This window comes from Sinorhizobium glycinis (assembly GCF_001651865.1).
Lineage (GTDB): Bacteria > Pseudomonadota > Alphaproteobacteria > Rhizobiales > Rhizobiaceae > Sinorhizobium > Sinorhizobium glycinis.
In genome coordinates this window covers 1,209,840-1,234,153 of sequence record NZ_LPUX01000053.1, presented here as the reverse complement: position 1 = coordinate 1,234,153, position 24,314 = coordinate 1,209,840, and the positions used below count along the sequence as shown (strand labels likewise).

24 protein-coding genes are annotated in these 24,314 nt (G+C 63.4%); 13 read left to right on the top strand and 11 right to left on the bottom strand.

All coding sequences use genetic code 11. The features are described from left to right. The first annotated feature begins 266 nt into the window (after positions 1–266). Both cfa1 and mbfA read left to right on the top strand, forming a co-directional pair. Positions 267–1,508 carry a cyclopropane-fatty-acyl-phospholipid synthase gene (gene cfa1, locus AU381_RS10600; protein WP_064241662.1) on the top strand — a complete coding sequence of 414 codons (1,242 nt, stop codon included), beginning with the start codon at positions 267–269 and terminating at the stop codon, positions 1,506–1,508. Positions 1,509–1,724: 216 nt separating this feature from the next. Further along, on the top strand, positions 1,725–2,708 hold the full coding sequence (gene mbfA, locus AU381_RS10595) for an iron exporter MbfA (protein WP_064241661.1): 984 nt from the start codon (positions 1,725–1,727) through the stop codon (positions 2,706–2,708). A gap of 195 nt (positions 2,709–2,903) precedes the next feature. On the opposite strand, the gene AU381_RS10590 is transcribed toward mbfA, so the two are convergent. Together AU381_RS10590 and AU381_RS10585 are read right to left on the bottom strand one after the other, a co-directional pair. Beyond that, positions 2,904–3,524: a transglutaminase-like cysteine peptidase gene (locus AU381_RS10590; protein WP_064241660.1), complete on the bottom strand. Its 621-nt coding sequence runs from the start codon at positions 3,522–3,524 to the stop codon at positions 2,904–2,906. A gap of 254 nt (positions 3,525–3,778) precedes the next feature. Beyond that, complete coding sequence (locus AU381_RS10585; RefSeq protein ID WP_064241659.1) at positions 3,779–4,585, bottom strand: alpha/beta hydrolase; 807 nt, start codon at positions 4,583–4,585, stop codon at positions 3,779–3,781. A 219-nt stretch (positions 4,586–4,804) separates the two neighbouring features. On the opposite strand from AU381_RS10585, the gene infC reads away from it, so the two are divergent. From infC to pheT, 5 genes are all read left to right on the top strand, one after another. Then, complete coding sequence (gene infC, locus AU381_RS10580; RefSeq protein ID WP_082909774.1) at positions 4,805–5,341, top strand: translation initiation factor IF-3; 537 nt, start codon at positions 4,805–4,807, stop codon at positions 5,339–5,341. 353 nt (positions 5,342–5,694) lie between these two features. Next, positions 5,695–5,898, top strand: coding sequence for a 50S ribosomal protein L35 (gene rpmI, locus AU381_RS10575; protein ID WP_012710090.1), 204 nt, complete (start codon positions 5,695–5,697; stop codon positions 5,896–5,898). A gap of 37 nt (positions 5,899–5,935) precedes the next feature. Then, positions 5,936–6,340 (top strand): 50S ribosomal protein L20, encoded by a 405-nt coding sequence (gene rplT / locus AU381_RS10570; protein WP_012710091.1) that lies wholly within the window; start codon positions 5,936–5,938, stop codon positions 6,338–6,340. 155 nt (positions 6,341–6,495) lie between these two features. Beyond that, positions 6,496–7,578, top strand: coding sequence for a phenylalanine--tRNA ligase subunit alpha (gene pheS / locus AU381_RS10565; RefSeq protein ID WP_064241657.1), 1,083 nt, complete (start codon positions 6,496–6,498; stop codon positions 7,576–7,578). Positions 7,579–7,613: 35 nt separating this feature from the next. Beyond that, a complete protein-coding gene (gene pheT, locus AU381_RS10560; RefSeq protein ID WP_064241656.1) occupies positions 7,614–10,040 on the top strand; it encodes a phenylalanine--tRNA ligase subunit beta in 2,427 nt (808 codons plus the stop codon). Positions 10,041–10,248: 208 nt separating this feature from the next. Here pheT and AU381_RS10555 read toward each other — a convergent pair whose 3' ends face one another. From AU381_RS10555 to AU381_RS10545, 3 genes are all read right to left on the bottom strand, one after another. Then, entirely contained in the window at positions 10,249–10,629 is a 381-nt protein-coding gene (locus AU381_RS10555; RefSeq protein WP_064241655.1) for a VOC family protein, read from the bottom strand. Positions 10,630–10,668: 39 nt separating this feature from the next. Then, a complete protein-coding gene (locus AU381_RS10550) occupies positions 10,669–11,028 on the bottom strand; it encodes a nuclear transport factor 2 family protein (protein ID WP_064241654.1) in 360 nt (119 codons plus the stop codon). A 286-nt stretch (positions 11,029–11,314) separates the two neighbouring features. Next, positions 11,315–11,806, bottom strand: coding sequence for a YciE/YciF ferroxidase family protein (locus AU381_RS10545; protein WP_064241653.1), 492 nt, complete (start codon positions 11,804–11,806; stop codon positions 11,315–11,317). Between the two features lie 258 nt (positions 11,807–12,064). Here AU381_RS10545 and AU381_RS10540 point away from each other — a divergent pair, with 258 nt between their 5' ends. Then, positions 12,065–12,688 carry a hypothetical protein gene (locus AU381_RS10540; protein ID WP_064241652.1) on the top strand — a complete coding sequence of 208 codons (624 nt, stop codon included), beginning with the start codon at positions 12,065–12,067 and terminating at the stop codon, positions 12,686–12,688. A 344-nt stretch (positions 12,689–13,032) separates the two neighbouring features. Then, positions 13,033–14,019, top strand: coding sequence for a Gfo/Idh/MocA family protein (locus AU381_RS10535; RefSeq protein WP_064241651.1), 987 nt, complete (start codon positions 13,033–13,035; stop codon positions 14,017–14,019). A gap of 15 nt (positions 14,020–14,034) precedes the next feature. On the opposite strand, the gene AU381_RS10530 is transcribed toward AU381_RS10535, so the two are convergent. Genes AU381_RS10530 through AU381_RS10520 form a run of 3 tightly spaced genes read right to left on the bottom strand, consistent with a single transcriptional unit; the run spans position 14,035 to position 16,145 of the window. Beyond that, positions 14,035–14,400, bottom strand: a complete 366-nt coding sequence (locus AU381_RS10530; RefSeq protein ID WP_244520038.1) for a DMT family transporter — start codon at positions 14,398–14,400, stop codon at positions 14,035–14,037. 15 nt (positions 14,401–14,415) lie between these two features. Then, positions 14,416–15,129, bottom strand: coding sequence for a class I SAM-dependent methyltransferase (locus AU381_RS10525; protein WP_064241650.1), 714 nt, complete (start codon positions 15,127–15,129; stop codon positions 14,416–14,418). A 20-nt stretch (positions 15,130–15,149) separates the two neighbouring features. After that, complete coding sequence (locus AU381_RS10520; RefSeq protein WP_064241649.1) at positions 15,150–16,145, bottom strand: glycosyltransferase; 996 nt, start codon at positions 16,143–16,145, stop codon at positions 15,150–15,152. Positions 16,146–16,409: 264 nt separating this feature from the next. Between AU381_RS10520 and AU381_RS10515 the strand changes: the two genes are divergently transcribed. Continuing rightward, on the top strand, positions 16,410–18,239 hold the full coding sequence (locus AU381_RS10515) for a hypothetical protein (RefSeq protein ID WP_064241648.1): 1,830 nt from the start codon (positions 16,410–16,412) through the stop codon (positions 18,237–18,239). Between the two features lie 78 nt (positions 18,240–18,317). Continuing rightward, positions 18,318–19,901 carry an exodeoxyribonuclease VII large subunit gene (xseA, locus tag AU381_RS10510; protein WP_064241647.1) on the top strand — a complete coding sequence of 528 codons (1,584 nt, stop codon included), beginning with the start codon at positions 18,318–18,320 and terminating at the stop codon, positions 19,899–19,901. A gap of 195 nt (positions 19,902–20,096) precedes the next feature. On the opposite strand, the gene AU381_RS10505 is transcribed toward xseA, so the two are convergent. Next, the gene (locus AU381_RS10505; RefSeq protein ID WP_064241646.1) at positions 20,097–20,594 is read right to left on the bottom strand and encodes a MarR family winged helix-turn-helix transcriptional regulator; all 498 of its coding nucleotides are present in this window, start codon (positions 20,592–20,594) and stop codon (positions 20,097–20,099) included. 125 nt (positions 20,595–20,719) lie between these two features. On the opposite strand from AU381_RS10505, the gene AU381_RS10500 reads away from it, so the two are divergent. Then, on the top strand, positions 20,720–21,595 hold the full coding sequence (locus tag AU381_RS10500) for an EamA family transporter (protein ID WP_064241645.1): 876 nt from the start codon (positions 20,720–20,722) through the stop codon (positions 21,593–21,595). A gap of 153 nt (positions 21,596–21,748) precedes the next feature. Here AU381_RS10500 and AU381_RS10495 read toward each other — a convergent pair whose 3' ends face one another. After that, positions 21,749–23,005, bottom strand: a complete 1,257-nt coding sequence (locus AU381_RS10495) for an aminopeptidase (RefSeq protein ID WP_064241644.1) — start codon at positions 23,003–23,005, stop codon at positions 21,749–21,751. Positions 23,006–23,087: 82 nt separating this feature from the next. After that, complete coding sequence (locus AU381_RS10490; protein WP_064241643.1) at positions 23,088–23,774, bottom strand: glutathione S-transferase family protein; 687 nt, start codon at positions 23,772–23,774, stop codon at positions 23,088–23,090. Positions 23,775–23,858: 84 nt separating this feature from the next. Between AU381_RS10490 and AU381_RS10485 the strand changes: the two genes are divergently transcribed. Further along, a complete protein-coding gene (locus AU381_RS10485) occupies positions 23,859–24,314 on the top strand; it encodes a MarR family winged helix-turn-helix transcriptional regulator (RefSeq protein ID WP_064241642.1) in 456 nt (151 codons plus the stop codon).

Here is a 24,314-nt window from a genome sequence, read left to right as displayed (position 1 = left end):
GACGAGGTTGGCGCCACGAGTCCCCTTCGCCCCGCGTGCGGGGAGAAGGTGGCCGGCAGGCCGGATGAGGGGCCGGACTCGAGTGCCGGAACAGGATCATGCAGTTCGGGGCGGCAGGTCGGTACCTGCCGCCCCGAATTCGTTTGGACCCCTTGCGCAACTCAGGATGCAGACGCGGAAGGTCTGCAAAATTGGGCGTGCATTTTGGCGGCTCGGTGTTTAGGGTCACCTGCCGCCGCCGGAAGCGGAGAGATCGAGGGAGTTGCATGTTTCCACTGTCGCATATGATGAAAGCCTTCATCCGCAAGGGCACGCTGACCGTGATCGATGCCGACGGCAAAAGGCACGTCTTTGCCGGCGAGCCCGGGCCGAGCGTCACGATGCGACTGACGGACAAGCGGCTCTATCGCAGTCTTGTCCTCAATGCCGAGCTCGCCGCCGGCGAGGCCTATATGGACGGGACGATGCGCTTCGAGGAGGGGTCGACGCTTCGAGACTTCCTGACGCTCTTCTCGATCAACCGGCTGTCGCTCGGCTCCTACCCCATCCAGAAGCTGCTGCGGGCCATCAAGATGCGCTTCCGCAAGCGCCAGCAGGCAAATCCGAAGGGCAAGGCGCAGCAGAACGTCGCCCATCACTACGATCTCGGCAACGATTTCTACAAGCTCTTCCTCGACGAGAACATGCTCTATTCCTGCGCCTATTTCCGCGAGCCGGATGAGACGCTGGAGGCGGCGCAGCGCAATAAGCTCAGGCTGCTGGCCGCGAAACTCTGCCTGAAACCCGGCATGAAAGTGCTCGACATCGGCTGTGGCTGGGGCGATCTGGCGCTCTATCTGGCGAAGCTCGAAAATGTCGAGATCCTTGGCGTCACCCTCTCGAAGGAGCAGCAGGCGCTTGCCTCTGAGCGGGCCCGAGCCGCGGGTCTGGCCGACCGGGTGCGCTTCGAGCTGAAGGATTATCGCGACGTCGAGGGGCCTTTCGACCGGATCGTCTCGGTCGGCATGTTCGAGCATGTCGGCGTCCATCATTACGACGAGTTCTTCAAGAAGCTGAACGCGCTGATGCCGGATGATGGCCTCGCCGTGCTGCACTCGATCGGCCATATGAGCCCGCCCGGCATGGCGAGCCCCTGGCTCAGGAAGTACATCTTCCCCGGCGCCTATTCGCCGGCTTTGTCGGAAGTCTTCGAGGTCGTCGAGCGCAACAGCCTGTGGGTGGCGGACCTTGAATTCCTGCGCGTCCATTACGCGACGACGCTCGCCCATTGGGGCGCGCGCTTCGAGGAAAACCGCGACAAGGTGATCGCGATGTATGACGAGCGCTTTGCCAGGATGTGGGAGTTCTACCTGATCAGCGCCGAGATGATGTTCCGCACCGGCAGCCAGCTCGTCTTCCATATGCAGCTGTCGCGCTCGCGCGATGCGGCGCCGATCGTGCGCGACTACATCACCGACCAGCAGCGCGCCTATATCGAGCGGGAAAAGGCGCTCGATCTGGCGATTTGAATTTGCCCCTCTCCTCGGGTTTAACCCGAGGACTAGCCCTCTCCCCGCATGCGGGGAGAGGGACTTAAGCGGCCGCGGCGAGTCCCCTTCGCCCCGCCTGCGGGGAGAAGGTGCCGGCAGGCGGATGAGGGGCGTCTCCCACTGTTGGACCCCGCAGCTTGACGACCGACCAGTCCGCCTCTATCTCTTTAGAACAATTCTAAAGAAGGTTCGCCAATGTTTTCCCGCCTCTTCTCCCGTTCGAAACGGCCGTTTCTTTCCCTGAGCGAACAGGAGATCCTGGCACTTGCGATCTCGTCCGAAGAGGACGACGGCCGCATTTACCTCACTTATGCGGATGCGCTGCGGGAAAAATTTCCGCATTCCGCCAAAGTCTTCGAGGACATGGCCGAGGAGGAGAGCCACCATCGACAGGCCCTGATCGACCTGCATGTCGCGCGCTTCGGCGGCCGCATTCCGCTCATCCGGCGCGAGCATGTGCGCGACTTTCCGGAGCGCAAGCCCGACTGGCTGATTGCCGAAATGCCGATCGAAAAAGCGCGTGCAGAGGCGGAAGCCATGGAGGAGGCTGCCCACCGCTTCTATCTCGAGGCGGCGGCACGCACGCGCGACGCGGCTACGCGCAAGCTGTTGGGGGATCTGGCGATTGCCGAGAAGGCGCACGAATCTCTCGCCCGCCGGCTCGGCGAAAGGCATACGCCCGCCGGCGTGCGGTCCGAAGAAGACCTGACGTCCCGTCGCCAGTTCATCCTCACTTATGTGCAGCCCGGCCTGGCAGGCCTGATGGATGGTTCGGTTTCGACGCTGGCGCCGATCTTCGCCGCCGCTTTCGCAACCCAGGATACCTGGCAGACCTTCCTGGTCGGCCTGTCGGCCTCGGTCGGTGCGGGCATCTCCATGGGCTTTACCGAAGCCGCCCACGACGACGGAAAGCTTTCCGGACGCGGCTCACCGGTCAAGCGCGGCCTCGCTTCCGGCATCATGACGGCGCTCGGCGGCTTAGGCCATGCGCTTCCCTATCTGATCCCGCATTTCTGGACGGCGACGATGACCGCAGCGGCGATCGTCTTCTTTGAGCTCTGGGCCATCGCCTTCATCCAGAACCGATACATGGAAACGCCATTCCTGAGAGCGACCTTCCAGGTCGTGCTCGGCGGCGGCCTGGTGCTCGCGGCGGGCATCGCCATCGGCAATGCGTAATGGCCGGGGGGCGGGGCCGGCGTTACGACGGCATGGAAGACATGAAAAAAGGGCCGAGAACCGGCCCTCTTCTGATCGGATCGTCGGCCGTTCAAAGCGCGTCGCGTTCAAACGGGTTCACGCGACGCGCCTTAGGTCCTTGTTTTTATGCATGTCGTTGTCCCAAAACCGCTGCACACTTTCGGTCGACATGCATTAGTTGCCGACGGAGCCTACGAGTACCTCGGCGCTGTTGTCGATCGTGACCCAGCGGCCGCTATTGTTCGAGGCCTGGCGCTTCAGAAAGCGGTAGGGCGTATTGGTCCAGAGCCTGACACCGTTGTCGAGATTGTCGAGAATGAAATCGCCCTGGGCGGTCCGCACGGTCAGGACCGCATGACCCTCGCCGTCCGGTTTGCGCACCACGGTCATCAGGAGATTGCCGGCGGCGAAGCCGCGCTGCATCAGGCGCCGGCGCTTCTCGAGCGCGAAATCCTCGCAGTCGCCCCGGCCTTGGGGATAGGACCAGACCTCGTCCCTGCCGAGAAGCTCCTGGTCGGTGACCGGCGAGATCTCGCGGTTGACGGCGGCATTCACCTGCCGGATGACCGCCCAGCCGCTCGCCGTGACGCGCGGCGCCGCACCCGCCCGAGACCGGACGCCGCATTCACTTCTGTTCTTCTGACAGAATTCGAAATGCCCGATCGGCTGCGAGGTTGCAGAGCCGGTCTGCATCCAGGGAGTGGATCCCGACTGAGCGGGAATCGCCATGCTTGCCGAAATGAAAAATGCGCAGAATCCCGCGACGCCTGCCTTTACCCCGGTCCAAAATGCCATACAGATCCCCTGCAGCGCATGCGTGCATGCGCAATCTCAAGTTGGATGACAGCTTTTGTAGGCTTCCCCTAGCGCTGCTCTAATCGTTAACAAAGAGTTAATATTGTCGGGGGGGTTGAGTCAATCTACCGATTCGTCTGATTGACCTTTATGGTTAAGATCGTCCACTATACGATAGCGGAAGCCTTGCATCCCGGGCGGTCCGGGATGGCTCCGAGAACGGGGCGGTGCGTTGACGGATGCCGGCCGGGAAGTCAGGCCTTGGCGAGCATGGCGCTGATCGCCTGTTTCAGTTTGAAAATGTCTTCGTCACGCGACAACCGGTGGTCGCCGTCGCGAATGAGGGTCATGACGACGTCGTCCGCCGGCATGTGCTCCATGAGCTTCAGCGCATGCGTATAGGGCACGTCCGGATCGCGCATGCCCTGGAGAATATGCACCGGGCAGCCCGTCGCGATCGGCCCCTTGAGGACTCGATTTTTCTGCCCGTCCTGGATGAGGGCGCGGGTGAAGACATTGGGCTCCGGGCTATATTCCGACGGCTCCTCGAAATAGCCGCGTTCGGCAAGCGACGCCCGCTCGGTCTCCGTCAGGCTGGGTTCGATCAGCTCGGCGGTGAAGTCCGGGGCAGGGGCGATGAGCACCAGGCCGGCGACGCGTTTTCCCTGGCCGCGCGCCCTCAATTCTTCGATGAGGCGCAGAGCGACCCAGGCGCCCATGGAGGAGCCGATCAGGATCATGCGCCCGGCGACCGCCTGATCGACGACCGCGAGGCTTTCCTCGACCCAGCGCGAGATCGTGCCCTCCTTGAAATCGCCGCCGGAAGCGCCATGACCGGAATAGTCGAAGCGGACGCAGTCCGTTCCGATCGCTTGCGCGTGGCGTTCGACCTCGAGCGCCTTCGTGCCGGTCATGTCGGATCGGTAGCCGCCGAGCCAGACGAGGGCTGGGCGGTTCGAGGGGAGCTCGGCACGGAAAATCCGCATGGCGATGCTGCGGGCCTCGGCGTCCGCACCCACCTTTATCCACGTGATCTCGGTCTCGGCCGGCAATGTTGACATCGTTTATTTCCTCGCAAGCACCCGTTTCGATCAGATATCCCGCCAAAAACAGATTCGCAAAGGCCTCGAAGTGGTGATTTTCCTTACGGGCCATGCTATTGACTCTGGAGCCGCAATTCACACATTGCCGTCAGTGACTGTTTCAAGCGCACCGTTTGAGATGACGCTGATTGTTTCTTTAGTCCACTGTCACGTAAACAGCTCGAGGAGAGTACGACCATTCGCAGACCGTTCAAAGCGGACGCCCCAGTCAAGGAAGGGCCGCGCGCAAACAAGGAAATCCGGGTTCCCCGGGTTCAGCTCATCGATGCCGAAGGCCAGAACATGGGTAGCGTCCCGATCGACCAGGCGCTCCGCATGGCGGAAGAGGCCGGTCTCGATCTGGTGGAGATCGCACCGAATTCCGAACCGCCGGTGTGCAAGATCCTCGATCTCGGCAAGCTGAAATACGCCAACCAGAAGAAAGCGGCCGAGGCGCGCAAGAAGCAGAAGATCGTCGAGATCAAGGAAATCAAGATGCGCCCCAACATCGACACCCACGATTACGAGGTGAAGATGAAGGCGATGAACCGCTTCTTCGAAGACGGCGACAAGGTCAAGGTGACGCTGAAGTTCCGTGGCCGCGAAATGGCCCACCAGGAGCTCGGGATGAAGCTTCTGCTTCAGGTCAAGGACGATACCCAGGCGATCGCCAAGGTCGAGGCCGAACCGAAGCTCGAAGGCCGCCAGATGATGATGGTGCTTGCGCCGAAATAAGCACGAAAGCGTGGATCGCACGCGAAAGTAGTCTCGATGTAAAAGCCGCCCTCGGGGCGGCTTTTTGCGTTCCAGCGCATCGTTTGCGGCTCGTGACCCTCGAGCAGTCGGACCTCGGCGGCTGAGAGCGCGGCCGGCCTTTCCGGTCAGGGTCGTGCGGCGTCCGTTGCGCGATCCCGCCTGACGCCTGGCTCAGCGTTTCGCCAAGATCGACGAGCAGCTTGCGCTTTTGCAGGACTTCGGCTACAAGCCCCCCGTCCGAACGGTCCGGCAGGGCATGCCGTGGCCGTTCTTAACGCTGGAAACCAGCCTCGTCAGCCGGTTTCGCATATCAAGAACAATGGAGTAGCAAAATGCCCAAGATGAAGACGAAGTCGTCTGCCAAGAAGCGGTTCAAGGTAACCGCGACCGGCAAGGTTCGAGCTGCCGCTGCCGGCAAGCGCCACGGCATGATCAAGCGTACCAACAAGTTCATTCGCGACGCGCGCGGGACCATGGTCCTCGCCGAGCCTGATGGCAAGAAGGTCGTCAAGAACTACCTGCCGAACGGTCTCTGAGACGTCGGGCACATTGGATACTTAAGGAGATCATGACATGGCACGTGTAAAACGCGGCGTAACCGCCCACGCCAAGCACAAGAAGACGCTCAAGGCCGCCAAGGGCTTCTACGGCCGCCGCAAGAACACGATCCGCGCCGCCAAGGCAGCGGTCGACCGTTCCAAGCAGTACGCCTATCGCGACCGCAAGGTGAACAAGCGCAATTTCCGCGCCCTCTGGATCCAGCGCATCAACGCTGCCGTCCGTGAATTCGGCCTGACCTACGGCCGCTTCATCGACGGCCTGAACAAGGCCGGCATCGAAGTCGACCGCAAGGTTCTGTCCGACATGGCGATCCATGAGCCGGCAGCATTCGGCGCCCTCGTCGAAGCTTCCAAGAAGGCGCTTGCCTACCTCAAGGAAGCCGGTACGGCAAACGAGTTTGAAAGCGCTGTCCGTTAAGCCAGCGTTTTCCCAAGACCGTTTCTGAAATTTGTTGGGAAACCCGCGCTGGCAGGGCTGGCGCGGGTTTTTCTTATTCGGCACGTCGCCAGCGATCACATCGCTGAAGTGGTAAGCCGCCAAACCGAACCATTCCCGCATCGAGGCAGGACAGAATGAGCGAACTGGAAACGTTGGAACGGACATTGCTGGCGGACATCGATGCCGCCGCCGACGAGGGGGCGATCGAGGCGGTGCGCGTCGGCGCGCTCGGCAAGAAGGGCTCGATCTCGGAACTCCTGAAGACGCTCGGCACGATGAGCCCGGAAGAGCGCCAGACGCGCGGCGCCCGCATCAATGCGCTGAAGAACATCGTCACCGAGGCGATCTCGGCCCGGAAGTCGGCGCTCAAGGACGCGGCGATCGCCGAGCGGCTGGCGCGCGAGACGGTCGATGTCAGCCTGCCGGTGCGCTCCTCGCCGGCCGAGCGCGGCCGCATCCACCCGATCAGCCAGATCGTCGACGAGATCACCGCGATCTTCGGCGACATGGGCTTCTCGATCGCCGAGGGGCCGGACATCGAAACGGACTACTATAACTTCACGGCGCTGAACTTCCCCGAAGGCCATCCGGCCCGTGAGATGCACGACACCTTCTTCTTCCAGCCAGATGAGAGCGGAGAGCGCAAGGTGCTGCGCACCCACACCTCGCCGGTGCAAATTCGCACGATGGAGGCTGAGCAGCCGCCGATTCGCATCATCATCCCGGGCAAGACCTATCGCCAGGATTCCGACGCCACCCATTCGCCGATGTTCCACCAGGTCGAGGGCCTGGTGATCGACAGGACGGCCAACGTCGCCAACATGCGCTGGGTGCTCGAGGAATTCTGCAAGGCCTTCTTCGAGGTGGATCAGGTGACGATGCGCTTCCGCCCGTCCTTCTTCCCCTTCACCGAGCCGTCCTTCGAGGTCGACATCCAGTGCGACCGCTCCGGGCCGATCGTCAAGTTCGGCGAGGGCAAGGATTGGATGGAGATCCTCGGCTGCGGCATGGTGCATCCGAACGTGCTGCGCGCCGGCGGCCTCGATCCGGACGAGTACCAGGGCTTTGCCTGGGGCATGGGCCTCGACCGCATCGCCATGCTGAAATACGGCATGCCGGACCTGCGCGACTTCTTCAATGCCGATGTCCGCTGGATGACCCATTACGGCTTCCGCCCGCTCGACATGCCGACGCTATTCGGCGGCCTTTCGGCCTGATCTTCGCGCAGAAATAATAGGACACAGGTGAAATCATGAAGTTCACGCTTTCCTGGCTGAAGGACCATCTGGAAACCGACGCCTCGCTCAAGGAGATCTGCGCTCGCCTGACGATGATCGGGCTCGAGGTCGAGGATGTCGACGACAAGGCCGCCTTCAAGCCCTTCGTCATTGCCAGGGTCGTTTCCGCCGAGCAGCACCCGAATGCCGACAAGCTGAAGGTTCTGAAGGTCGACACCGGCTCAGGCGAGCCGGTGCAGGTCGTCTGCGGCGCGCCGAATGCGCGCACCGGCCTCGTCGGCGCCTTTGCCGCCCCCGGCACCTATGTGCCGGGCATCGACGTGACGCTCTCGGTCGGCAATATCCGCGGCGTCGAAAGCCGCGGCATGATGTGCTCGGAGAAAGAGCTTGAGATCTCCGAGGATCACACCGGCATCATTGACCTCGCCGAGGATGCGCCGGTCGGCACGAGCTACGCGGCCTATGCGGGCCTCGACGATCCGGTGATCGAGATCAACCTCACGCCGAACCGGCCGGACTGCACCAGCGTCCACGGCATTGCCCGTGACCTCGCCGCCTCCGGCCTCGGCACCCTGAAGACGCGGCCGGCGCCGTCCTTCCCGGTCGAAGGAGAGACGCCGGTCAAGGTCCGCCTCGATCTCGGCGAAGACAGGCATCTCTGCCCGGGCTTCGCGCTGCGCCTGGTGCGCGGCGTCAGGAACGGCCCGAGCCCGGCCTGGATGCGCCAGCGCCTGACGGCGATCGGACTTCGGCCGATCAACGCGCTGGTCGACATCACCAACTATCTCACCTTCGACCAGGGCCGGCCGCTGCACGTCTTCGACGCGGCCAAGGTCACCGGCAACCTGACGGTTCGTCGGGCCAAGGAAGGCGAGACGGTGCTGGCGCTCGATACGCGCGAATACACGCTGTCGCCGGCAAACGTGGTGATTGCCGACGAGGACGGCGTCGAATCGATCGGCGGCATCATGGGCGGCGAGCATTCCGGCTGCGACGAGGCGACCACCGACGTGCTGATCGAGTCGGCGCTCTGGGACCCGATGAACATCGCCAAGAGCGGCCGTACCCTCGGCATCATCACCGATGCGCGCTACCGCTTCGAGCGCGGCGTCGATCCGGAATACATGGTGCCGGGCCTCGAACGGGCGACCGAGCTGGTGCTGGAGCTCTGCGGCGGCACCGCCGCGAAGCTGGACGTCGTCGGCTATGAGGGCCACACGCCCAAAATCGTCGATTTCCCGGTCTCCGAGGTCAAGCGGCTGACCGGCCTCGAAGTCTCGTCGGAAGAGAGCGTCTCGATCCTCGAAAAGCTCGGCTTCGGCGTGGCAGGGTCCGGCGAACGCTTCCGCGTCACCGTGCCCTCCTGGCGGCCCGACGTCGACGGCAAGGCGGACCTCGTCGAGGAAGTCATGCGGATCCATGGCGTCGACAATATCGTCGGTGCGGCCTTGCCGAGCCACAACGCCGTCAACGGCAAGATCCTGACGACGCTGCAGATCCGCACCCGCCAGGCGAGACGGGCGCTTGCAAGCCGCGGCATGCTCGAGGCGGTCACCTGGTCGTTCATTTCGGAAGAGCAGGCGAAGCTCTTCGGCGGCGGCCAGCCGGCGCTGAAGCTCGCCAATCCGATCGCTGCCGACATGTCGGACATGCGGCCGTCGCTGCTCCCCGGTCTCCTGGCGGCGGCGCAACGCAACGCCGACAAGGGCTATGGCGATGTGGCGATCTTCGAGGTCTCCGGCACCTACGAGGGCGACACGCCCGAGACGCAGCGGCGCGTCGCCGGCGGGGTACGCCGCGGCACCGCGTCGCTCACCGGCGCCGGCCGGCTCTGGTCGAATGCGGCGAAGGGCGGCGGCAAGCCGGTCGACGTCTTCGACGCGAAGGCTGACGCGATTGCCGTGCTCGAGGCCTGCGGCGTGCCGATGGGGAACGTCCAGTTCGAAGCCGGCGGCCCGGCCTGGTACCATCCCGGCCGCTCCGGCACGATCAAGCTCGGTCCGAAGATCGTGCTCGGCACCTTCGGCGAGTTCCACCCGAAGACCCTCGACGCTCTCGACGTCTCGGGCCCGATCTGCGGTTTCGAGATCTATGTCGATGCCATGCCGGAGCCGAAGAAGAAGGCGACGCGCACCAAGCCGGCGCTGGAGCTCTCGCCCTTCCAGGCGGTGAAGCGCGACTTCGCCTTCGTCGTCGACAAGGCGGTAGAGGCGGCCGCTGTTCTCCGGGCCGCTTCCGGCGCCGACCGCAAGCTGGTGACAGCTGTCAACGTCTTCGACGTCTTCGAAGGCGCCGCGCTCGGCGAAGGCAAGAAGTCGATCGCCATCGAGGTGACGATCCAGCCCGTCGAGCGCACGCTGACCGACGAGGATTTCGAGGCGCTGACCGCCCGCATCGTCGCCAATGTGGCGAAGAGCACCGGCGGCGTGCTTCGCGCCTGACAATCGTTTGATTTGGAGAAGACCCCTCCCCAACCCCTCCCCACAAGGGGGAGGGGCTTACGATGCCGCGGCCCGGTCCATTCATGGGTCGACGGATCTACACGATCGGATGCTGATGATTATGATGCCGGCGCGACGCGCGCCGAGCCCCTCCCACCTGTGGGGAGGGGTTGGGGAGGGGTCCTCGCGGCCGCCGCCGACGTGAGCCTCAAACAACTGACTGAAGCAACTCTATTCTCTTGCCGAATGCATCGTTGACATAGCAACGGACAAGTTCCGGCAGCGCCTCGCCCTCCGTCACGCCAAATCCGGCCGCCTGCAGCCGCGCGATCAGCACGAAAAGATCATCGACGATAAAGGCGGGATGCGCCTTGCGCGCGGGCAGGAAGTCCTTCTCGACGCCGAGATGGATCTTGAGGCCGACCTGCTCGAACCAGCAGCCGCGCGCCGCGAGGTTGGGCGGTTTGGCCACCTCGGGAATCGCAAGCAGACCGGCATAGAAGCGGCGCGCCTCGGCTTCGCCGCCTTCCGGCATGGCGAGTTGCACATGGTGGATGGTGACGACCTTGCCCGATGTCCCTTGCGGCATGCCTTTTCCAAAATGGCCGTTCCAAGGGGGATTGCCGGACTACGCGTGGCGATGCCAGACCTTGTTGACGATCAGCCAACGCCCGTCGACTTTCAACAGGCTCAGGTAGTCCGTATAGCGCGAGCCGCCGAATTCATCGACGACCTTCACGCTCGCCGCGTCGCCCGTGATGTGGATCATCTCCACCTCCATGAGCGGCTGCGTCTCAGGCGGTGCCGATCCCTCTGTCACGACCGCGGCGATGAAGGCATCACGGTCCAGCCATTCGACCGAGTCTTCGTAATTGCCGACGATCGAGGCGTTCGGGTGAAAGGCCTTGCGCAGCGCCGCCTCATTGGCGAAAGCCATGCCGTCGACATAGAGATGGACGACTGCACTGATGGCCTGCTCGTCGGACATACCTCGTTCCTCCAATCCTGGGCGGCAAAGAGAACCTACCGTGTTCCGATCGATGCTCTCCTGCCCCCGATGCCGCTCGGAGCCTCGTCAGAGGCGGACACATCATAGTTAGGGTAACGCAACGGAATTGCGATGCCCGCGACCGGACCCCGTGCGTCAGGGTCACGTCGCAGCGAAATGGGGCCGGGTGCTCGAAGATTGGTGCCCGCCCGGCGCTCAGCGCCCTCACCAGCCTCTTTCGGCATGCGACCGGCGACCGGTTCCCTTGCCGGTCGCCGGTAGCAAGTCAGGCGGCTTTCCTGTTCGATTGCGCCACCGCGAGTTTTGTCAGATCCTCGTCGGTGACGACTTCTTCCTTCAGCGTTGCGTCAAGAAGCGGTACCGCATCCTTCAGGCCGATGGTCTTGGCCCAGGTCTTCAAGGTTCCGTAGCGAGCGATTTCGTAATGCTCGACAGATTGCGCGGCGGAGATCAGGCCGGCGTCAAGTGCCTGTGTGCCCTTGAACTCGTCCATGATCTCCTCGCCTTCGGCAACAAGTCCCTCGATCGCTTCGCAGGTTTTCCCTTGCGCGCGTTTGCCGATCAGTTCGAAGACCTGCTGCAAGCGCTCGACATGGGTTTCGGTCTGCTCGCGGTGCTTTTCGAACGCGGCCTTGAGCTCCTGTGCCTGAGCTGCACGCGCCATCTTCGGAAGAGCCTTCAGGATCTTGCGCTCCGCATAGTAGATGTCCTTGAGCGCGTCGTAGAACAGATCGTCCATGGTCTTTCCCTTGGGCATTGTCGATTCCTTCCTTGTCCGGTGGGGGTCGTCTATGACGCCCAATCAACATTTGCCCGTCCCGTTTGTTCCGGATCACGGCGAAAATCTAGGGCGAGTCGTCGCTCGGCCGGCACGAGCGAGGCGTTCGCTTCCTACAGGAAACGGGTGGCCGCGCATCTCGGCTGCCGCTAGCCTCCTTGAGTCCCGATTATTGTCGCACCCGGACCTGTTCGTGGTTCCGTTGGCGATCCATGGCGTTCACAGAGGGAAATGAGAATGAAGACACCCGGATCAATGAAGTCGCTGGAGGAGCTCGGCCGCGCACGCCTTTCGAAAAACTTCTTCCTGCGCGACTTCCTTCATTCGGAGATCGCCGATTTCTACCGGATCCCGAACATCCCGGACGATCCGGATCTTGCCGTGTTGGCCGGGCGCAGGCTCTGCGAGGAACTTCTCGAACCGCTGCAGGCGACCTTCGGCCGGCTCCACATCCGCTCCGCCTATCGCAACCGCGCCGTCAACGAATTCGGCAACAGGAACAAACTCAACTGTTCGACCAATGCCGCGACGGCGGCCGACCATATCTGGGACATGCGCGACGCGGACGGCTGCATGGGGGCGGCCGCCTGCATCGTCATTCCCTGGGTCTGGGACCGGGAGCGTGAAGAGGGCGGCTGGCAGAGCCTTGCCTGGTGGATCCACGACCATCTCCCCTATGCCTCGCTCTGCTTCTTTCCCAAGCTTTGGGCCTTCAACATCCAATGGCATGAGCGGCCGCAGCGGAGGATCCGAAGCTTCGCCGAACCGCGCGGCCTCCTGACGAAGCCGGGCATGGCCAACCACGCAGGCAGTCACGCGCATCTCTATCCGGGCTATCCGGCGCTCGTAAGGGCGCCGTAACAATGATCCCTCCCCCTGTGCGTTTATAGACCGGAGACATGGGTGACACTTTTGGCGTGAGCCTTAAGCGAGGAGCGCGCTTTTCCGCGGTGACGTCAAGAGCATCGCTCGCCGGGAGCGCCGCGGAATCCGTCAGACCTGCATGCTCGCTGTAGTACTTTGAATTGCTGCGCGGTTTTGCTCTCAAATCGGTTCCGATTCATAGACTCATGCGGTAGGCTCGGCGCCGCCCTGATCGCCCGATCCGGATAAATCGGGACGCGATCGATCCTCACGAGTCAAGGTGCGGGCCGGGGAACGCCGCTGCCGTTCTTCACAAGCCCGCTCTACAAGGAGACTGCCCCATGCTGCGTTTCGGAATTCTGTCGACGGCCAGGATCGGCCGCGAACTCGTCGTGCCCGCCATCCAGGACGCCGAGAATTGCGTCGTCACGGCGATCGCCAGCCGCGACTTGGCCAAGGCGCGGATCATGGCCGATCGCTTCTCGGTACCGCATGCCTTCGGCTCCTATGAGGAGATGCTCGCCTCGGACGTGATCGACGCCGTCTACATTCCGCTTCCGACCTCGCAGCACGTGGAATGGGCGATCAAGGCCGCCGACGCCGGCAAGCACGTTCTTTGCGAGAAACCGCTGGCGCTGAAGGCCGAGGAAATCGACGCCGTCATCGCGGCGCGCGACCGCAACAGAGTGCTGGTTTCGGAAGCCTACATGGTCACCTACAGCCCCGTCTGGCGAAAGGTGCGCTCGCTTATCGCCGAAGGCGCCATCGGCAAGCTCAAGCATGTCCAGGGCGCTTTCACCTATTACAACCGCGATCCCGGCAACATGCGCAACGTTCCGGCGCTCGGCGGCGGCGGCCTGCCGGACATCGGCGTCTATCCGGCGATCACCACCCGCTTCACCACCGGCAAGGAGCCGCTGCGTGTCCAGGCCAATACCGACCGTGATCCGGAATTCGGCACAGACATCTATTCGAGCGTGCGCGCCGACTTCGGCGATTTCGAGCTGAGCTTCTACATCTCCACCCAACTCGCCGCCCGCCAGGTCATGGTCTTCCATGGCGACCAGGGCTACATCGAAGTGAAATCGCCCTTCAATGCGGACCGGTATGGCCGCGAGGAGGTGGAGCTCACCAATCAGAACCATGGCCAGTCGCAACTCTTCCGCTTCCAGGACGCGCGTCAGTACAAGCTCGAGGCGGAGGCCTTCGCGCGCGCCGCGAAAGGTGATCCGGAAGAGGTGGTGACGCTCGAGAGCTCGCGCCTCAATCAGAAGTTCATCGATGCGATCTATCGCGCCAGCGACAAGGATGGCTGGGAAACGGTGTGAGGGCGGCAACCGACGTCAGGAATTGATGATGATCATTCCGCCAATGATGAGTGCGGCGCCGATGGCGTAGCGTAGCGTGAGTGCCTCGCCGAGAAACACGGCGGCGAACAACGGCACAAGGCAGAAGGTCAGCGCCATGAAGGAGTAGGCGAGCGTCAGCGGCACCGATTTCAAGGTGAAGATCCAGATCAGCGTGCCGAGCCCGTAAAGCAACAACGCGACGAGCAGTGTGGGGCTGGTCGCAAGCGAGACCAGGTCCTGGACATTGAGACCGCCGGTACTGGCGCTGGTCAGCTTGAAGAGGATTTGTCCGGTTGCGATCAGCACCGGCGTGAAGATCAGTCCGAACCACACCGCGGGCGCGAGATTGAAGGACATCATCGGCAGGTCACAGCCCTACGCCCGGTCGTGGGTATGGGTGATATCTTCGCGATAGAAGATGTCGCGTCCGATGTCGATGCATTCGTAATGCTCCGGCACGGGATGCATCGCCCGCAGGAAGGAATGTGTGTAGGGGAAGAAATTGAAGTGCGGATTGAAGGTATAGCGGTACTCGCGCTCGCGCGGTACGACGATGACGAGACGTCGCCGCGTGATTCGGCGGAGCTCCGCGATCGCCCGGCGGTAGTCGAGGATGTGTTCGATCACATGCGTGCAGACGACAGTATCGAACTCTCCATCGCGGAAGGGCAGGTTTTCGATCATCGCGGCGACGTATTCGACGCCGTCTATGGCAGCGGCGTCGGCGATGGCGAAATCGACGCCGGTCAATCGGCCGACCCCCGGATTTCCGCTTCTGATGCGGTTGAGCAGGGCGCCGGTTCCACAGCCGACGTCGCAGACGCTCGTACCCCTCACCTCTGCCACGATCTTGCGTATGCAGGCCTCTGAATTGTCCGTCCCCTCATGGACCCGCGGATGCTGACGATAGAGCTCCTCGTATTCCTCGGCGGAGAGAAAGGGCGCACGCTCCCGAAAGCGGGCGAGATGGGCGATATGATCGCCCCAGGCAAGGCTGGCAAAGCCCCTGAAGAACCGGGAATCACGGAGGATCGGAGGAATGACGTCCTCGATGATGAAGCGAATGCGGTTGGTCGTTTCCCGGTTCATCGGCAATGTTCCCAAGAGTTTTATGCAGTGTTCCTGGCGCGCCGCTTCGGGTGCGCAGCAGGGGTTGGCAGTGGTTTTTCCCTTTCGCGTGGCGCCCGCCGGGCGACGGTCATGTAATGCATGCGCAGGAGTTCAGTCCTGGCTCGGGCGACCGAATCGAGGATGAGGCCGACCGTGAACAGCAGGATCGAAATCACCAGCAGCACCAGCGAGAAGACCCAGGTCGGCATCCGCGGAACCAGCCCGGTCTCGAAATATTCGATGAGCACGGGCGTCATGAACACGAGACTCAACGCCAGGAAAGCCGCGCCGATCAGGCTGAAAAACGTGAACGGGCGCGTCTCCTTCATCAGCATGACGAACATCCAGAGGATCTTCGCTCCATCCTTGAAGGTCGAAAGCTTCGAGTGCGAGCCTTCGGGACGCCGGCCGTAGCCGAGTTCGATTTCGCTGACCGGCAGCTTCAGCCGCGATGCATGCACGGACATTTCCGTTTCGATCTCGAACCCGTGGGAGAGGGCGGGAAAGCTCTTCACGAAGCGACGCGAAAATGCCCGGTAGCCGGAGAAGATGTCGCTGAAATCCGTGCCGAAGATCGTGCGGTAGAGCACATTGAAGATGCGGTTTCCGAAGGCGTGTCCCTGCCGCCCGGCTTCGACCCGTATATGCCTGCGCGTTCCGACGACCATGTCCGCCTGTTCCGTCAGCAATGTGCGGATCAGATCTCCCGCATCGGCAGGGGAATAGGTGCCGTCGCCATCCGCCATCACATAGATGTCGGCGTCGATGTCGGCGAACATGCGGCGCACGACGTGGCCCTTGCCCTGCCGGCGCTCGCGCACCACGATCGCGCCGGCCAGCATCGCCTGCAGCGCCGTGCCGTCGATCGAATTGTTGTCGTAGACATAAATGCGTGCGGACGGCAGTGCCGTCCCGAAGCCGCGCACCACCTGGCCGATCGTCGCGGCTTCATTGTAGCAGGGCAGAAGGACGGCGACATCGAGTTGGTCGGGCATTGATCGCTGTTCGGTTGCGGGACTTTCGCATCCTACAGGCGGCGCGGTTAACAAGACGCTATGGCGTTCAAAGGCTCGCGGCGTGGTCACGACCGCATCGCTCCGCTGCTTTACGCTTTCTTGATTGGCGCCGGCTAAAGTCGCCGCCACGTTGGCGCAGCAGGCGAACCCATGAGGTTGTCCTTGCCGCTCGCGAAAAGATCACCTCGCGTTCCCAAGATCTGCCGGTCCGGTCGCGTCCGTGATTTCCGATGGAGGGTTGGCGTGGCGGAGACAGCGGGGGCAGTGTTGGAATCGAAGGAGTCCGGCCGCGATGAAACGGTCTTGTCGCGGCTGTCCTGGATGGTGCTCGGCTATGCTCTTCCTGTCATCGTTTTCCTCACCGTGAAATTGATGCGCGCCGAGGACTACGTGGGGCGCGACAATGACGACGCGATGCGGCTTGTCCAGGTGCGCGATCTGCTGGCCGGACAAAGCTGGTTCGATCTTACGCAGACGAGGCTCGGTCTCGACGGTGGTACATTGATGCATTGGTCTCGTCTCGTCGACTTGCCAATTGCCGCTCTTATCGCCCTTTTCACGCCAATTGCTGGCCCGGAGCGGGCCGAGGCGATCGCGCTTGCAATCTGGCCGATCCTCTTGGTGGCGCCGCTGCTTGCGGCCATGGGGCTTGCCGGGCGGCGCCTCGGCGGATCGCAATGCATGCACTTCTGCCTCGGCTTCACGGCCATCTTCGTGGTGACCGGCAATCGCTTCCAGGCGGGTGCGATCGATCATCACAACATTCAGATTGTTCTGGTCGCGACGATGGCCGCCATGCTGGTAGATCGGCAATACAGGGCGACAAGCTTTGCCATGGCCGGCGCCGCGGCCGCCCTGGCGATCGCGATCGGCGTCGAGACGACGCCCTTCGTTGCCGCGGTGTGCCTGGTGGTCGCCGTTCTCTGGGCGTGGGAGGGGGCGGCATTCGCCGCTCCGGCCGTGGCATTCGGCACAAGTTTAGCCGCTACCGTCAGCGCCGCCTTCTTTTTAACGGTGCCGCCGCATCTCTACCACGCCTCCACCTGCGACAACCTTTCGATCGCGTTCTTCTCGCTTTCGGCGGCGGGCGGTGCCTTGCTCGCGCTTGCTGCGGCGGCCGCGAGCGACCTTGGCCGGAAAGGGCGCTTTGTCGTTCTCGGCGTGGGCGGCTTTGTGCTCGCAGGGATTGTCTTGAGCATAGCGCCGGAATGTCTGCGCAACCCGCTTGCGAGCCTCGATCCGCTGCTTTTTGACTTGTGGCTGAACAAAGTGACCGAGGCCCGGTCGTTCCTCGCTTTGGCGCGACAAGATCCGGGCAGTCTCGGCGCCTTTTATTTCACGGGTCTCTTCGCCGTTCTGATCTGTGCGTGGCGCATTTTCCGTGGCGAGCCCATCGTACCCCATCTGATCCTGCTGACATTGGTCTTCGTCAACTGGTGCATAGCCCTGGTACAGGTTCGCGGCGCCGTCTATTCCAATCTGCTCGCCATCCTGCCAATCTCGCTTTTGCTGGTCTCGCTGAGGTCGCGAATGATGCGGGAGCGTTCCAATCCGCGCGCATCTCTTCTTTACGTCGCGACCGTCCTCGTCTCCGTCCCAGCCGTCTGGGCCGTGGCGGGTGAACTGACGCTCAACGGCGTGGCGGTAGTGACGGGCGATGCTGATGCGCAAGAGCGCGCTGATCGCTGCTATTCGGCGGAAGCCATGGCGGACCTTCGGCGGATCGCGCCGACCCTCGTCGTCGACCCGTCGAACATGGGTGCGTCCATCCTCCGCTTCACGGAGCATCGCGCCTTGAGCGCTCCCTATCACCGAAATCCGGACGGTATGTTGACCGAGCTCAGGATTGGACTGGCGGATCCCGACGCTGCGGCCGCCATGCTGAAGCGGCTGGGTGATCCGGTCCTGGCCTTCTGCGCCAAGGACCCGCAGACAAGGATGATCATCGAGAGGGCACCGCAAGGGCTATACGGCCACCTCAACGCGGGCGATGTCCCTTCCTTCCTCACGCCTCTGCCGGTAGCGGCGGGAACGGGCATCAAGCTCTTTCGGCTTCGGCCGGAGCAAGATTGATTTCGTCTTGGGCAGAAAAACCGTAGATAGCCCCGCCTTGCTGCTGATCTTCGGCGCCTGGTCGGCTACAAGTGACGCATGACTTCGATCTTCGATTCCGATTCTCCGTCCAATGTCGCCGAATATTCGGTGTCGGAGCTGTCCGGCTCGATCAAGCGCACGCTCGAGCAGGCCTTCGAGCATGTGCGGGTGCGCGGCGAGATCTCCGGTTATCGCGGGCCGCATTCCTCCGGCCATGCGTATTTCGCGCTGAAGGACGATCGCGCCCGGATCGAGGCGGTGATCTGGAAGAGCACTTTCGCGCGGCTGAAATTCCGCCCGGAGGAGGGGATGGAGGTTATCGCGACCGGGAGGGTCACGACCTTCCCCGGCTCGTCGAAATACCAGATCGTTATCGATTCGCTCGAACCCGCCGGCGCCGGTGCGCTGATGGCGCTTATCGAGGAGCGCAAGCGCAAGCTTGCGGCCGAGGGTCTCTTCGACGCCGCGCGCAAGCGGCCGCTGCCTTTCATGCCGAAGGTCATCGGTGTCGTGACCTCGCCGACGGGCGCCGTCATCCGCGACATCCTGCACCGGATCGCCGATCGCTTCCCGGTTCATGTCGTCGTCTGGCCGGTGCGTGTCCAGGGCGACGGGGCGTGCGACGAGATCGAGGCCGCGATCCGCGGCTTCAATTCTCTCGATCCAGGCGGACCCATTCCGCGGCCGGACGTGCTGATCGTCGCGCGCGGCGGCGGCAGCCTCGAGGATCTCTGGTGCTTCAACGACGAGGCGGTGGTCCGCGCCGCCGCGGCCTCGGGCATTCCGCTGATCTCGGCCGTCGGCCATGAGACCGACTGGACGCTGATCGACTACGCCTCCGACCAGCGGGCACCGACGCCGACCGGCGCGGCCGAAATGGCGGTGCCGGTGAAGGCCGATCTCGAGGCGCAGGTCGCCAATCTGTCCGCCCGGCTGCAGGCAGCCGCCATCCGGCAAATGGATCACCGGCGCCACGCGCTCAGGGCGCTTGCCCGGGTGCTGCCGTCGCTCGACCAGTTGCTCGCCTTGCCAAGAAGACGTTTCGACGAGGCGGCCGCCGGGCTCGGCCGCGGCCTGCAGATGAATACCGCCAACAAGCGCCGCAGCTTCGAGCGCATTGCGGCGCATCTGCGGTCGGAATTGCTGTCGACGAAGATCCGCGAGCACCGGCGGCACCTCTTGGAAGCGATGAACAAGGCGGAGCGCTGCGTGGAGCGCCAGATCGACCGGCGGCAGGCGCGGATTTCCGCCGCCGACGCATCGCTTCGGGCGCTGCCGTCGCGCCTCGTGGGCCAGATCCACCGCGCGTCGGACCGCATTGCCGGCTTGAGCGCCCGGACCGATGGAGCCATGGCCGCCGAGATGCGCCGGCTGAAAGGCGCGCTCGCGGCGCAGGATCGAGTGCTGCAATCGCTTTCCTATCGCAATGTGCTGCAGCGCGGTTTTGCGCTGGTGCGCGATGCCGCCGACAACCCCGTGAAGCAGGCGGCGGCGGTGACGGCGGGCATGACACTGTCGCTCGAATTCGCCGACGGCCGCATCTCCGCGGTCGCAGGCGAGGAGGGCGCCCCGCCGTCGCCAGCGCCGAAGAAACGGCCGGGCCGGCCGGTGGAACCGACGAAGCAGGGCAGCCTGTTCTAATGCATGTCGCCCGAAAGTGTGCAGCGGTTCTGGGACAACGACATGCATAAAGAACAAAGACCTAAAGCGCGTCGCGTGAACCCGTTTTTCAGACGCACAACGGACGCTGCAGCACCTTGAATCGCTGCACGTTTTTATCCTTTTAAACCGGCTACGATTTAAGCAACATGCAGTAGTGAGCCGCATCTGATCAGCTCATTCGAATGCAGCGAGGAATTTCCTGAGCAGCGCGTTTAGCGCCTCCCGCTCCTCCGGCTCAAGGCCAGCGATCAGGCGCTGCTGGTTGGCGACGTGGGCGGCCGCCGCGGCGTCAATGCGCTTCAGGCCCTTCGGCGTCAACGCGATGATGACGCCGCGCCGGTCTTCGGGATTGTCCAGGCGCTCGACGAGACCTGCTCTTTCGAGCTGGTCGATGCGGTTGGTCATGGTGCCGGAGGTCACCATCGTTGCTGCAAGCAGTTCGCCGGGGGAAAGTTGAAAGGGAGGGCCGGAGCGGCGGAGCGTCGCCAGCACGTCGAAACTTGCCGATGTGAGGTCGTGCTCGGCGAAGACCGTTTCCTGCTCCCGGGCGACATGGGCCCGGAGCCGCGCCAGGCGGCCGAGGGGACCCATGGCGGAGATGTCCAGATCCGGCCGCTCCCTGCGCCACTGGGCCAGGATCCTGTCCACGTGATCCTCGTCGCTGTGTTTCATGTCCACCCATGGCCTCCAGCGGAGCGGCTCCGCGCCTTCGTTATGGCTTTAATATGCCGGTATCTTGACGTCAAGATAAACTGCGCTACAGTTGTCTTGACATCAAGATTCTTGAGGCAAAGAAAATGCGAACGACAAACCTGGACCTTGCCTTCACGGCCATAGCCCCGGCGATCTGGGGAAGTACCTATCTGGTTACCACCGAATTGCTGCCTGCCGGCTATCCGCTGACGGTGGCGATGCTCAGAGCCCTGCCTGCCGGCCTCCTGCTGCTGCTCGTCGTGCGGCAAGTGCCGAAGGGCATCTGGTGGGCGCGCAGCTTCCTGCTCGGCGCGTTGAACTTCGCGTTCTTCTGGGCGATGCTGTTCGTCTCCGCCTATCGCCTTCCGGGCGGCGTCGCCGCCACTGTCGGCGCCATCCAGCCGCTGGTCGTCGTGGTGCTGTCGCGTGTCGTCCTTGGTTCGCCGGTCAAGACGTTGAGCGTTATCGCCGGTCTTGCCGGCATGGCCGGGGTGGCGCTGCTGGTGCTGACGCCTGGAGCTGCCCTCGATCCGCTCGGCGTCGCGGCGGGCCTCGCGGGCGCCGTCTCCATGGCGTTCGGTACGGTGCTCAGCCGTCACTGGGCACCGCCGGTGTCCCCGCTCACCTTCACCGCATGGCAATTGGCCGCCGGTGGCCTGTTGCTGGTGCCGGTCGCGCTCTTCTTCGAGCCGTCGCTGCCGGCGCTTACCGCATCCAACCTGATGGGCTTCGCCTATCTCGGCCTGATCGGCGCCGCCTTCACCTATCTTCTGTGGTTCCGCGGCCTCTCGCGGCTGGAGCCGTCCCAGGTGGCGCCGCTCGGCTTTCTGAGCCCGGTGGTGGCGATCCTGCTTGGCTGGGGCGTGCTTGGCCAGCAGCTGACGGTGACGCAGGTGTTCGGGATCGTCGTCGTGTTTGCCAGCGTCTGGATGAGCCAGCAGGCGCAGATGGTGCGGCGCGGCGCACCCGCTCGGGCTTAATGGGACGAGGCGGAATGCCCCTCACCCTAGCCCTCTCCCCGCTCGCGGGGAGAGGGGACTTTTAGCGGTCGCCGCGAGTCCCCTTCGCCCCGCCTGCGGGGAGAAGGTGGCCGGCAGGCCGGATGAGGGGCCCACGCAAGCGCCGCAAGATTATCACGCCCACTCGCCCTGGCGCATCACCGGCACACGGCTGCCGTCGGCGCGCAGACCGTCGATGTCGACCTCGCCGGAGCCGATCATCCAGTCGATGTGGATGAGGCTGGAATTGCCGCCCTGGGCGCGGACCTGTTCCTCGCTGAGGCTGGCGCCGTCGAGGAAGCACTTCGAATAGCACTGGCCGAGCGCGATGTGGCAGGATGCGTTCTCGTCGAAAAGCGTGTTGTAGAAGAGGATGCCGGAGGCCGAGATCGGCGAGGAATGCGGCACCAGCGCCACTTCGCCGAGCCGGCGGGCGCCCTCGTCGGTGTCGAGCACCTTCTTCAGCACTTCCTCGCCCCGCGACGCCTTCGCCTCGACGATGCGGCCAGCCTCGAAGCGCACCTGGATATCGTCGATCAGCGTGCCCTGGTGCGACAGCGGCTTGGTGCTCGATACATGCCCCTCGACGCGCAGCGCGTGCGGCGTCGTGAAGACCTCCTCGGTCGGGATATTGGGATTGCAGGTGATGCCGTTCTTGGCGGTCGAGGCGCCGCCGTGCCATTCGTGCCCATCCGCAAGTCCGACCGTCAGGTCGGTACCCGGCCCGGTGAAATGCAGCGCCGCAAAACGCTCCTCGTTGAGCCAGGCCGAACGCCGGCGGAGATTGGCGTTGTGCTCGCTCCAGGCGCCGATCGGGTCGTCGACGTCGACGCGGGAGGCGGCGAAGATGGCGTTCGCCAGCTTCTCGACGGCGATCGCCTCCGGATCGTCCGGAAAGACCTGCTTTGCCCAGGACGGGTTCGGATAGGAGACGATGTTCCAGTTGATGTCGAAATTGGAGATCTTCTCGAGCGCCGGCTTGTAGGCGATCGAATTCGCCCTGTTGGCGCGGGCGACTTTCTGCGGGTCCTCGGACGAGAGCAGCATCGGATTGTCGCCCGCGATCGCGAGGCGCGCCGCGCCGCGCGCGAAGGCCTTCGCCATGCCCTCGTAGAGCCAGTCGCTTGCCCGGTCGAAACTCTCGTCCGGCGCATGCGCGTAGCGGGCAAGCGTCGCCTCCTCGTCGGCATAGAAGGTCGTCACCAGACCGGCGCCAGCCTTGTAGGCATGCCGGGTGATCAGCCGCACAAGCGGCAGCGCGGCGATCGGCGCGGTCACCACCAGGTCCTGGCCGCGCTGCAATTGCAGGCCGACCTTGACGGCGACCTCGGCGAGTTTTTCGAGCTTGGCGGCATCGACGGGATTTCTGGCCGACTGGAGGGGGGCGTTCATGGCTGCTCCTTCTCGCGATATTTTGCGGGTGGCCCGTTGTAGACCGCTTCCCGCAAAAACAGAAGGCTTTGCGATCCACCAATCAAGCGGCGATCTTTCCTGTCTTCAGCAAGACCGCATCGTGCTTCTCAAGAAAAGCCATCAGGCGCGAGGCATAGTCGTGGGTGACCGCTGCCTTAACGCTCGGCCGCGCAGCCAAAGCGTTGCGCCAAGCGCTGACGCGTGACAGTCCGTCGAAGATGCCGTGCTCAGCGATTGTGTCGAAGACGTCGAAATAGCGGAAGATCGGAGCGAAGACGGCGTCGACCAGGCTGAAACCCGCGCGTGCAAAATAGGGGCCGTGACCGAGGTCCGCCTCTACGGTCGCGAATTTCGTCCTGAGCGTGTTCCGCTTGGCTTCGAGCGTCTCGGCGTCCTGCGTGGTCTCGTAGACCCAGAGATCGCCAAGGATGGACGAGCCGAATTCCAACCAGCCGCGGTGGCGGGCCCTCGTCAGAGGATCGGCCGGGTGTAGCTTCGGGCCGGGCTGTGTTTCTTCGAGGTATTCGCAGATCACCGTGCTTTCAAAGAGGATCGCTTCGCCATTGTCTTGCGGAATGCTGAGCAGCGGCACCTTGCCGAGCGGCGAGATCTTCAGGAACCAGTCGGGCTTGTTGGCAAGGTCGATATAGACGCGCTCGAAGGGTACGTCCTTTTCGTGAAGGGTGATCGCGGCGCGTTGCACATAGGGGCAAAGATGATGGCTGATCAGGGTGAGGGGCGCGGTCATCGGGGTCTCCGCTGTTCGTCAAAGTAGATGCAACTGCATATATATTGGCTTGCCAAATTCGTCAAGATAGATGTAATTGCATCTATGGTGGATGAGGACCGATCAGAGCGAATCGCGCCGACCGCGGCAACCACCGAGGCATGGACAGGGCTCATGCGGGCGCAGCAGCGCGTGCTTGCGGCCATCGAAAAGGACTTCAAGACGGCAGGCCTGCCACCGCTCGGCTGGTACGACGTGCTCTGGGAACTGGTGAAGGCCGATGCCGGGCGGCTGCGTCCGTTCGAAATCGAGGCCCGGACGCTGCTTGCCCAGTATAATCTCTCTCGGCTGATCGATCGGCTCGAAAAGGAGGGGCTGGTGCGCCGCGAAGCCTATGACGAGGACGCCCGCGGCTGCTGGGTCGTCGTCACCGACGCGGGGCGGGCGATGCGGGCGCTGATGTGGGAGACCTATTCGCGGTCGATCGAGACGCATGTTGGCGCAAAGCTCAGTGAGCAAGAGGCGAAGACATTCGCCGCGCTACTTTCGAAACTCTTCTGA

Excerpts from the sequence above, each read along its gene's own strand:
- cfa1 (WP_064241662.1), top strand. The coding sequence starts at position 267 with ATGTTTCCACTGTCGCATATGATGAAAGCCTTCATCCGCAAGGGCACG.
- mbfA (WP_064241661.1), top strand. The coding sequence starts at position 1,725 with ATGTTTTCCCGCCTCTTCTCCCGTTCGAAACGGCCGTTTCTTTCCCTG.
- AU381_RS10590 (WP_064241660.1), bottom strand. The coding sequence starts at position 3,524 with ATGGCATTTTGGACCGGGGTAAAGGCAGGCGTCGCGGGATTCTGCGCA.
- AU381_RS10585 (WP_064241659.1), bottom strand. The coding sequence starts at position 4,585 with ATGTCAACATTGCCGGCCGAGACCGAGATCACGTGGATAAAGGTGGGT.
- rpmI (WP_012710090.1), top strand. The coding sequence starts at position 5,695 with ATGCCCAAGATGAAGACGAAGTCGTCTGCCAAGAAGCGGTTCAAGGTA.
- rplT (WP_012710091.1), top strand. The coding sequence starts at position 5,936 with ATGGCACGTGTAAAACGCGGCGTAACCGCCCACGCCAAGCACAAGAAG.
- pheS (WP_064241657.1), top strand. The coding sequence starts at position 6,496 with ATGAGCGAACTGGAAACGTTGGAACGGACATTGCTGGCGGACATCGAT.
- pheT (WP_064241656.1), top strand. The coding sequence starts at position 7,614 with ATGAAGTTCACGCTTTCCTGGCTGAAGGACCATCTGGAAACCGACGCC.
- AU381_RS10555 (WP_064241655.1), bottom strand. The coding sequence starts at position 10,629 with ATGCCGCAAGGGACATCGGGCAAGGTCGTCACCATCCACCATGTGCAA.
- AU381_RS10550 (WP_064241654.1), bottom strand. The coding sequence starts at position 11,028 with ATGTCCGACGAGCAGGCCATCAGTGCAGTCGTCCATCTCTATGTCGAC.
- AU381_RS10545 (WP_064241653.1), bottom strand. The coding sequence starts at position 11,806 with ATGCCCAAGGGAAAGACCATGGACGATCTGTTCTACGACGCGCTCAAG.
- AU381_RS10540 (WP_064241652.1), top strand. The coding sequence starts at position 12,065 with ATGAAGACACCCGGATCAATGAAGTCGCTGGAGGAGCTCGGCCGCGCA.
- AU381_RS10535 (WP_064241651.1), top strand. The coding sequence starts at position 13,033 with ATGCTGCGTTTCGGAATTCTGTCGACGGCCAGGATCGGCCGCGAACTC.
- AU381_RS10530 (WP_244520038.1), bottom strand. The coding sequence starts at position 14,400 with ATGATGTCCTTCAATCTCGCGCCCGCGGTGTGGTTCGGACTGATCTTC.
- AU381_RS10525 (WP_064241650.1), bottom strand. The coding sequence starts at position 15,129 with ATGAACCGGGAAACGACCAACCGCATTCGCTTCATCATCGAGGACGTC.
- AU381_RS10520 (WP_064241649.1), bottom strand. The coding sequence starts at position 16,145 with ATGCCCGACCAACTCGATGTCGCCGTCCTTCTGCCCTGCTACAATGAA.
- xseA (WP_064241647.1), top strand. The coding sequence starts at position 18,318 with ATGACTTCGATCTTCGATTCCGATTCTCCGTCCAATGTCGCCGAATAT.
- AU381_RS10505 (WP_064241646.1), bottom strand. The coding sequence starts at position 20,594 with ATGAAACACAGCGACGAGGATCACGTGGACAGGATCCTGGCCCAGTGG.
- AU381_RS10500 (WP_064241645.1), top strand. The coding sequence starts at position 20,720 with ATGCGAACGACAAACCTGGACCTTGCCTTCACGGCCATAGCCCCGGCG.
- AU381_RS10495 (WP_064241644.1), bottom strand. The coding sequence starts at position 23,005 with ATGAACGCCCCCCTCCAGTCGGCCAGAAATCCCGTCGATGCCGCCAAG.
- AU381_RS10490 (WP_064241643.1), bottom strand. The coding sequence starts at position 23,774 with ATGACCGCGCCCCTCACCCTGATCAGCCATCATCTTTGCCCCTATGTG.
- AU381_RS10485 (WP_064241642.1), top strand. The coding sequence starts at position 23,859 with ATGGTGGATGAGGACCGATCAGAGCGAATCGCGCCGACCGCGGCAACC.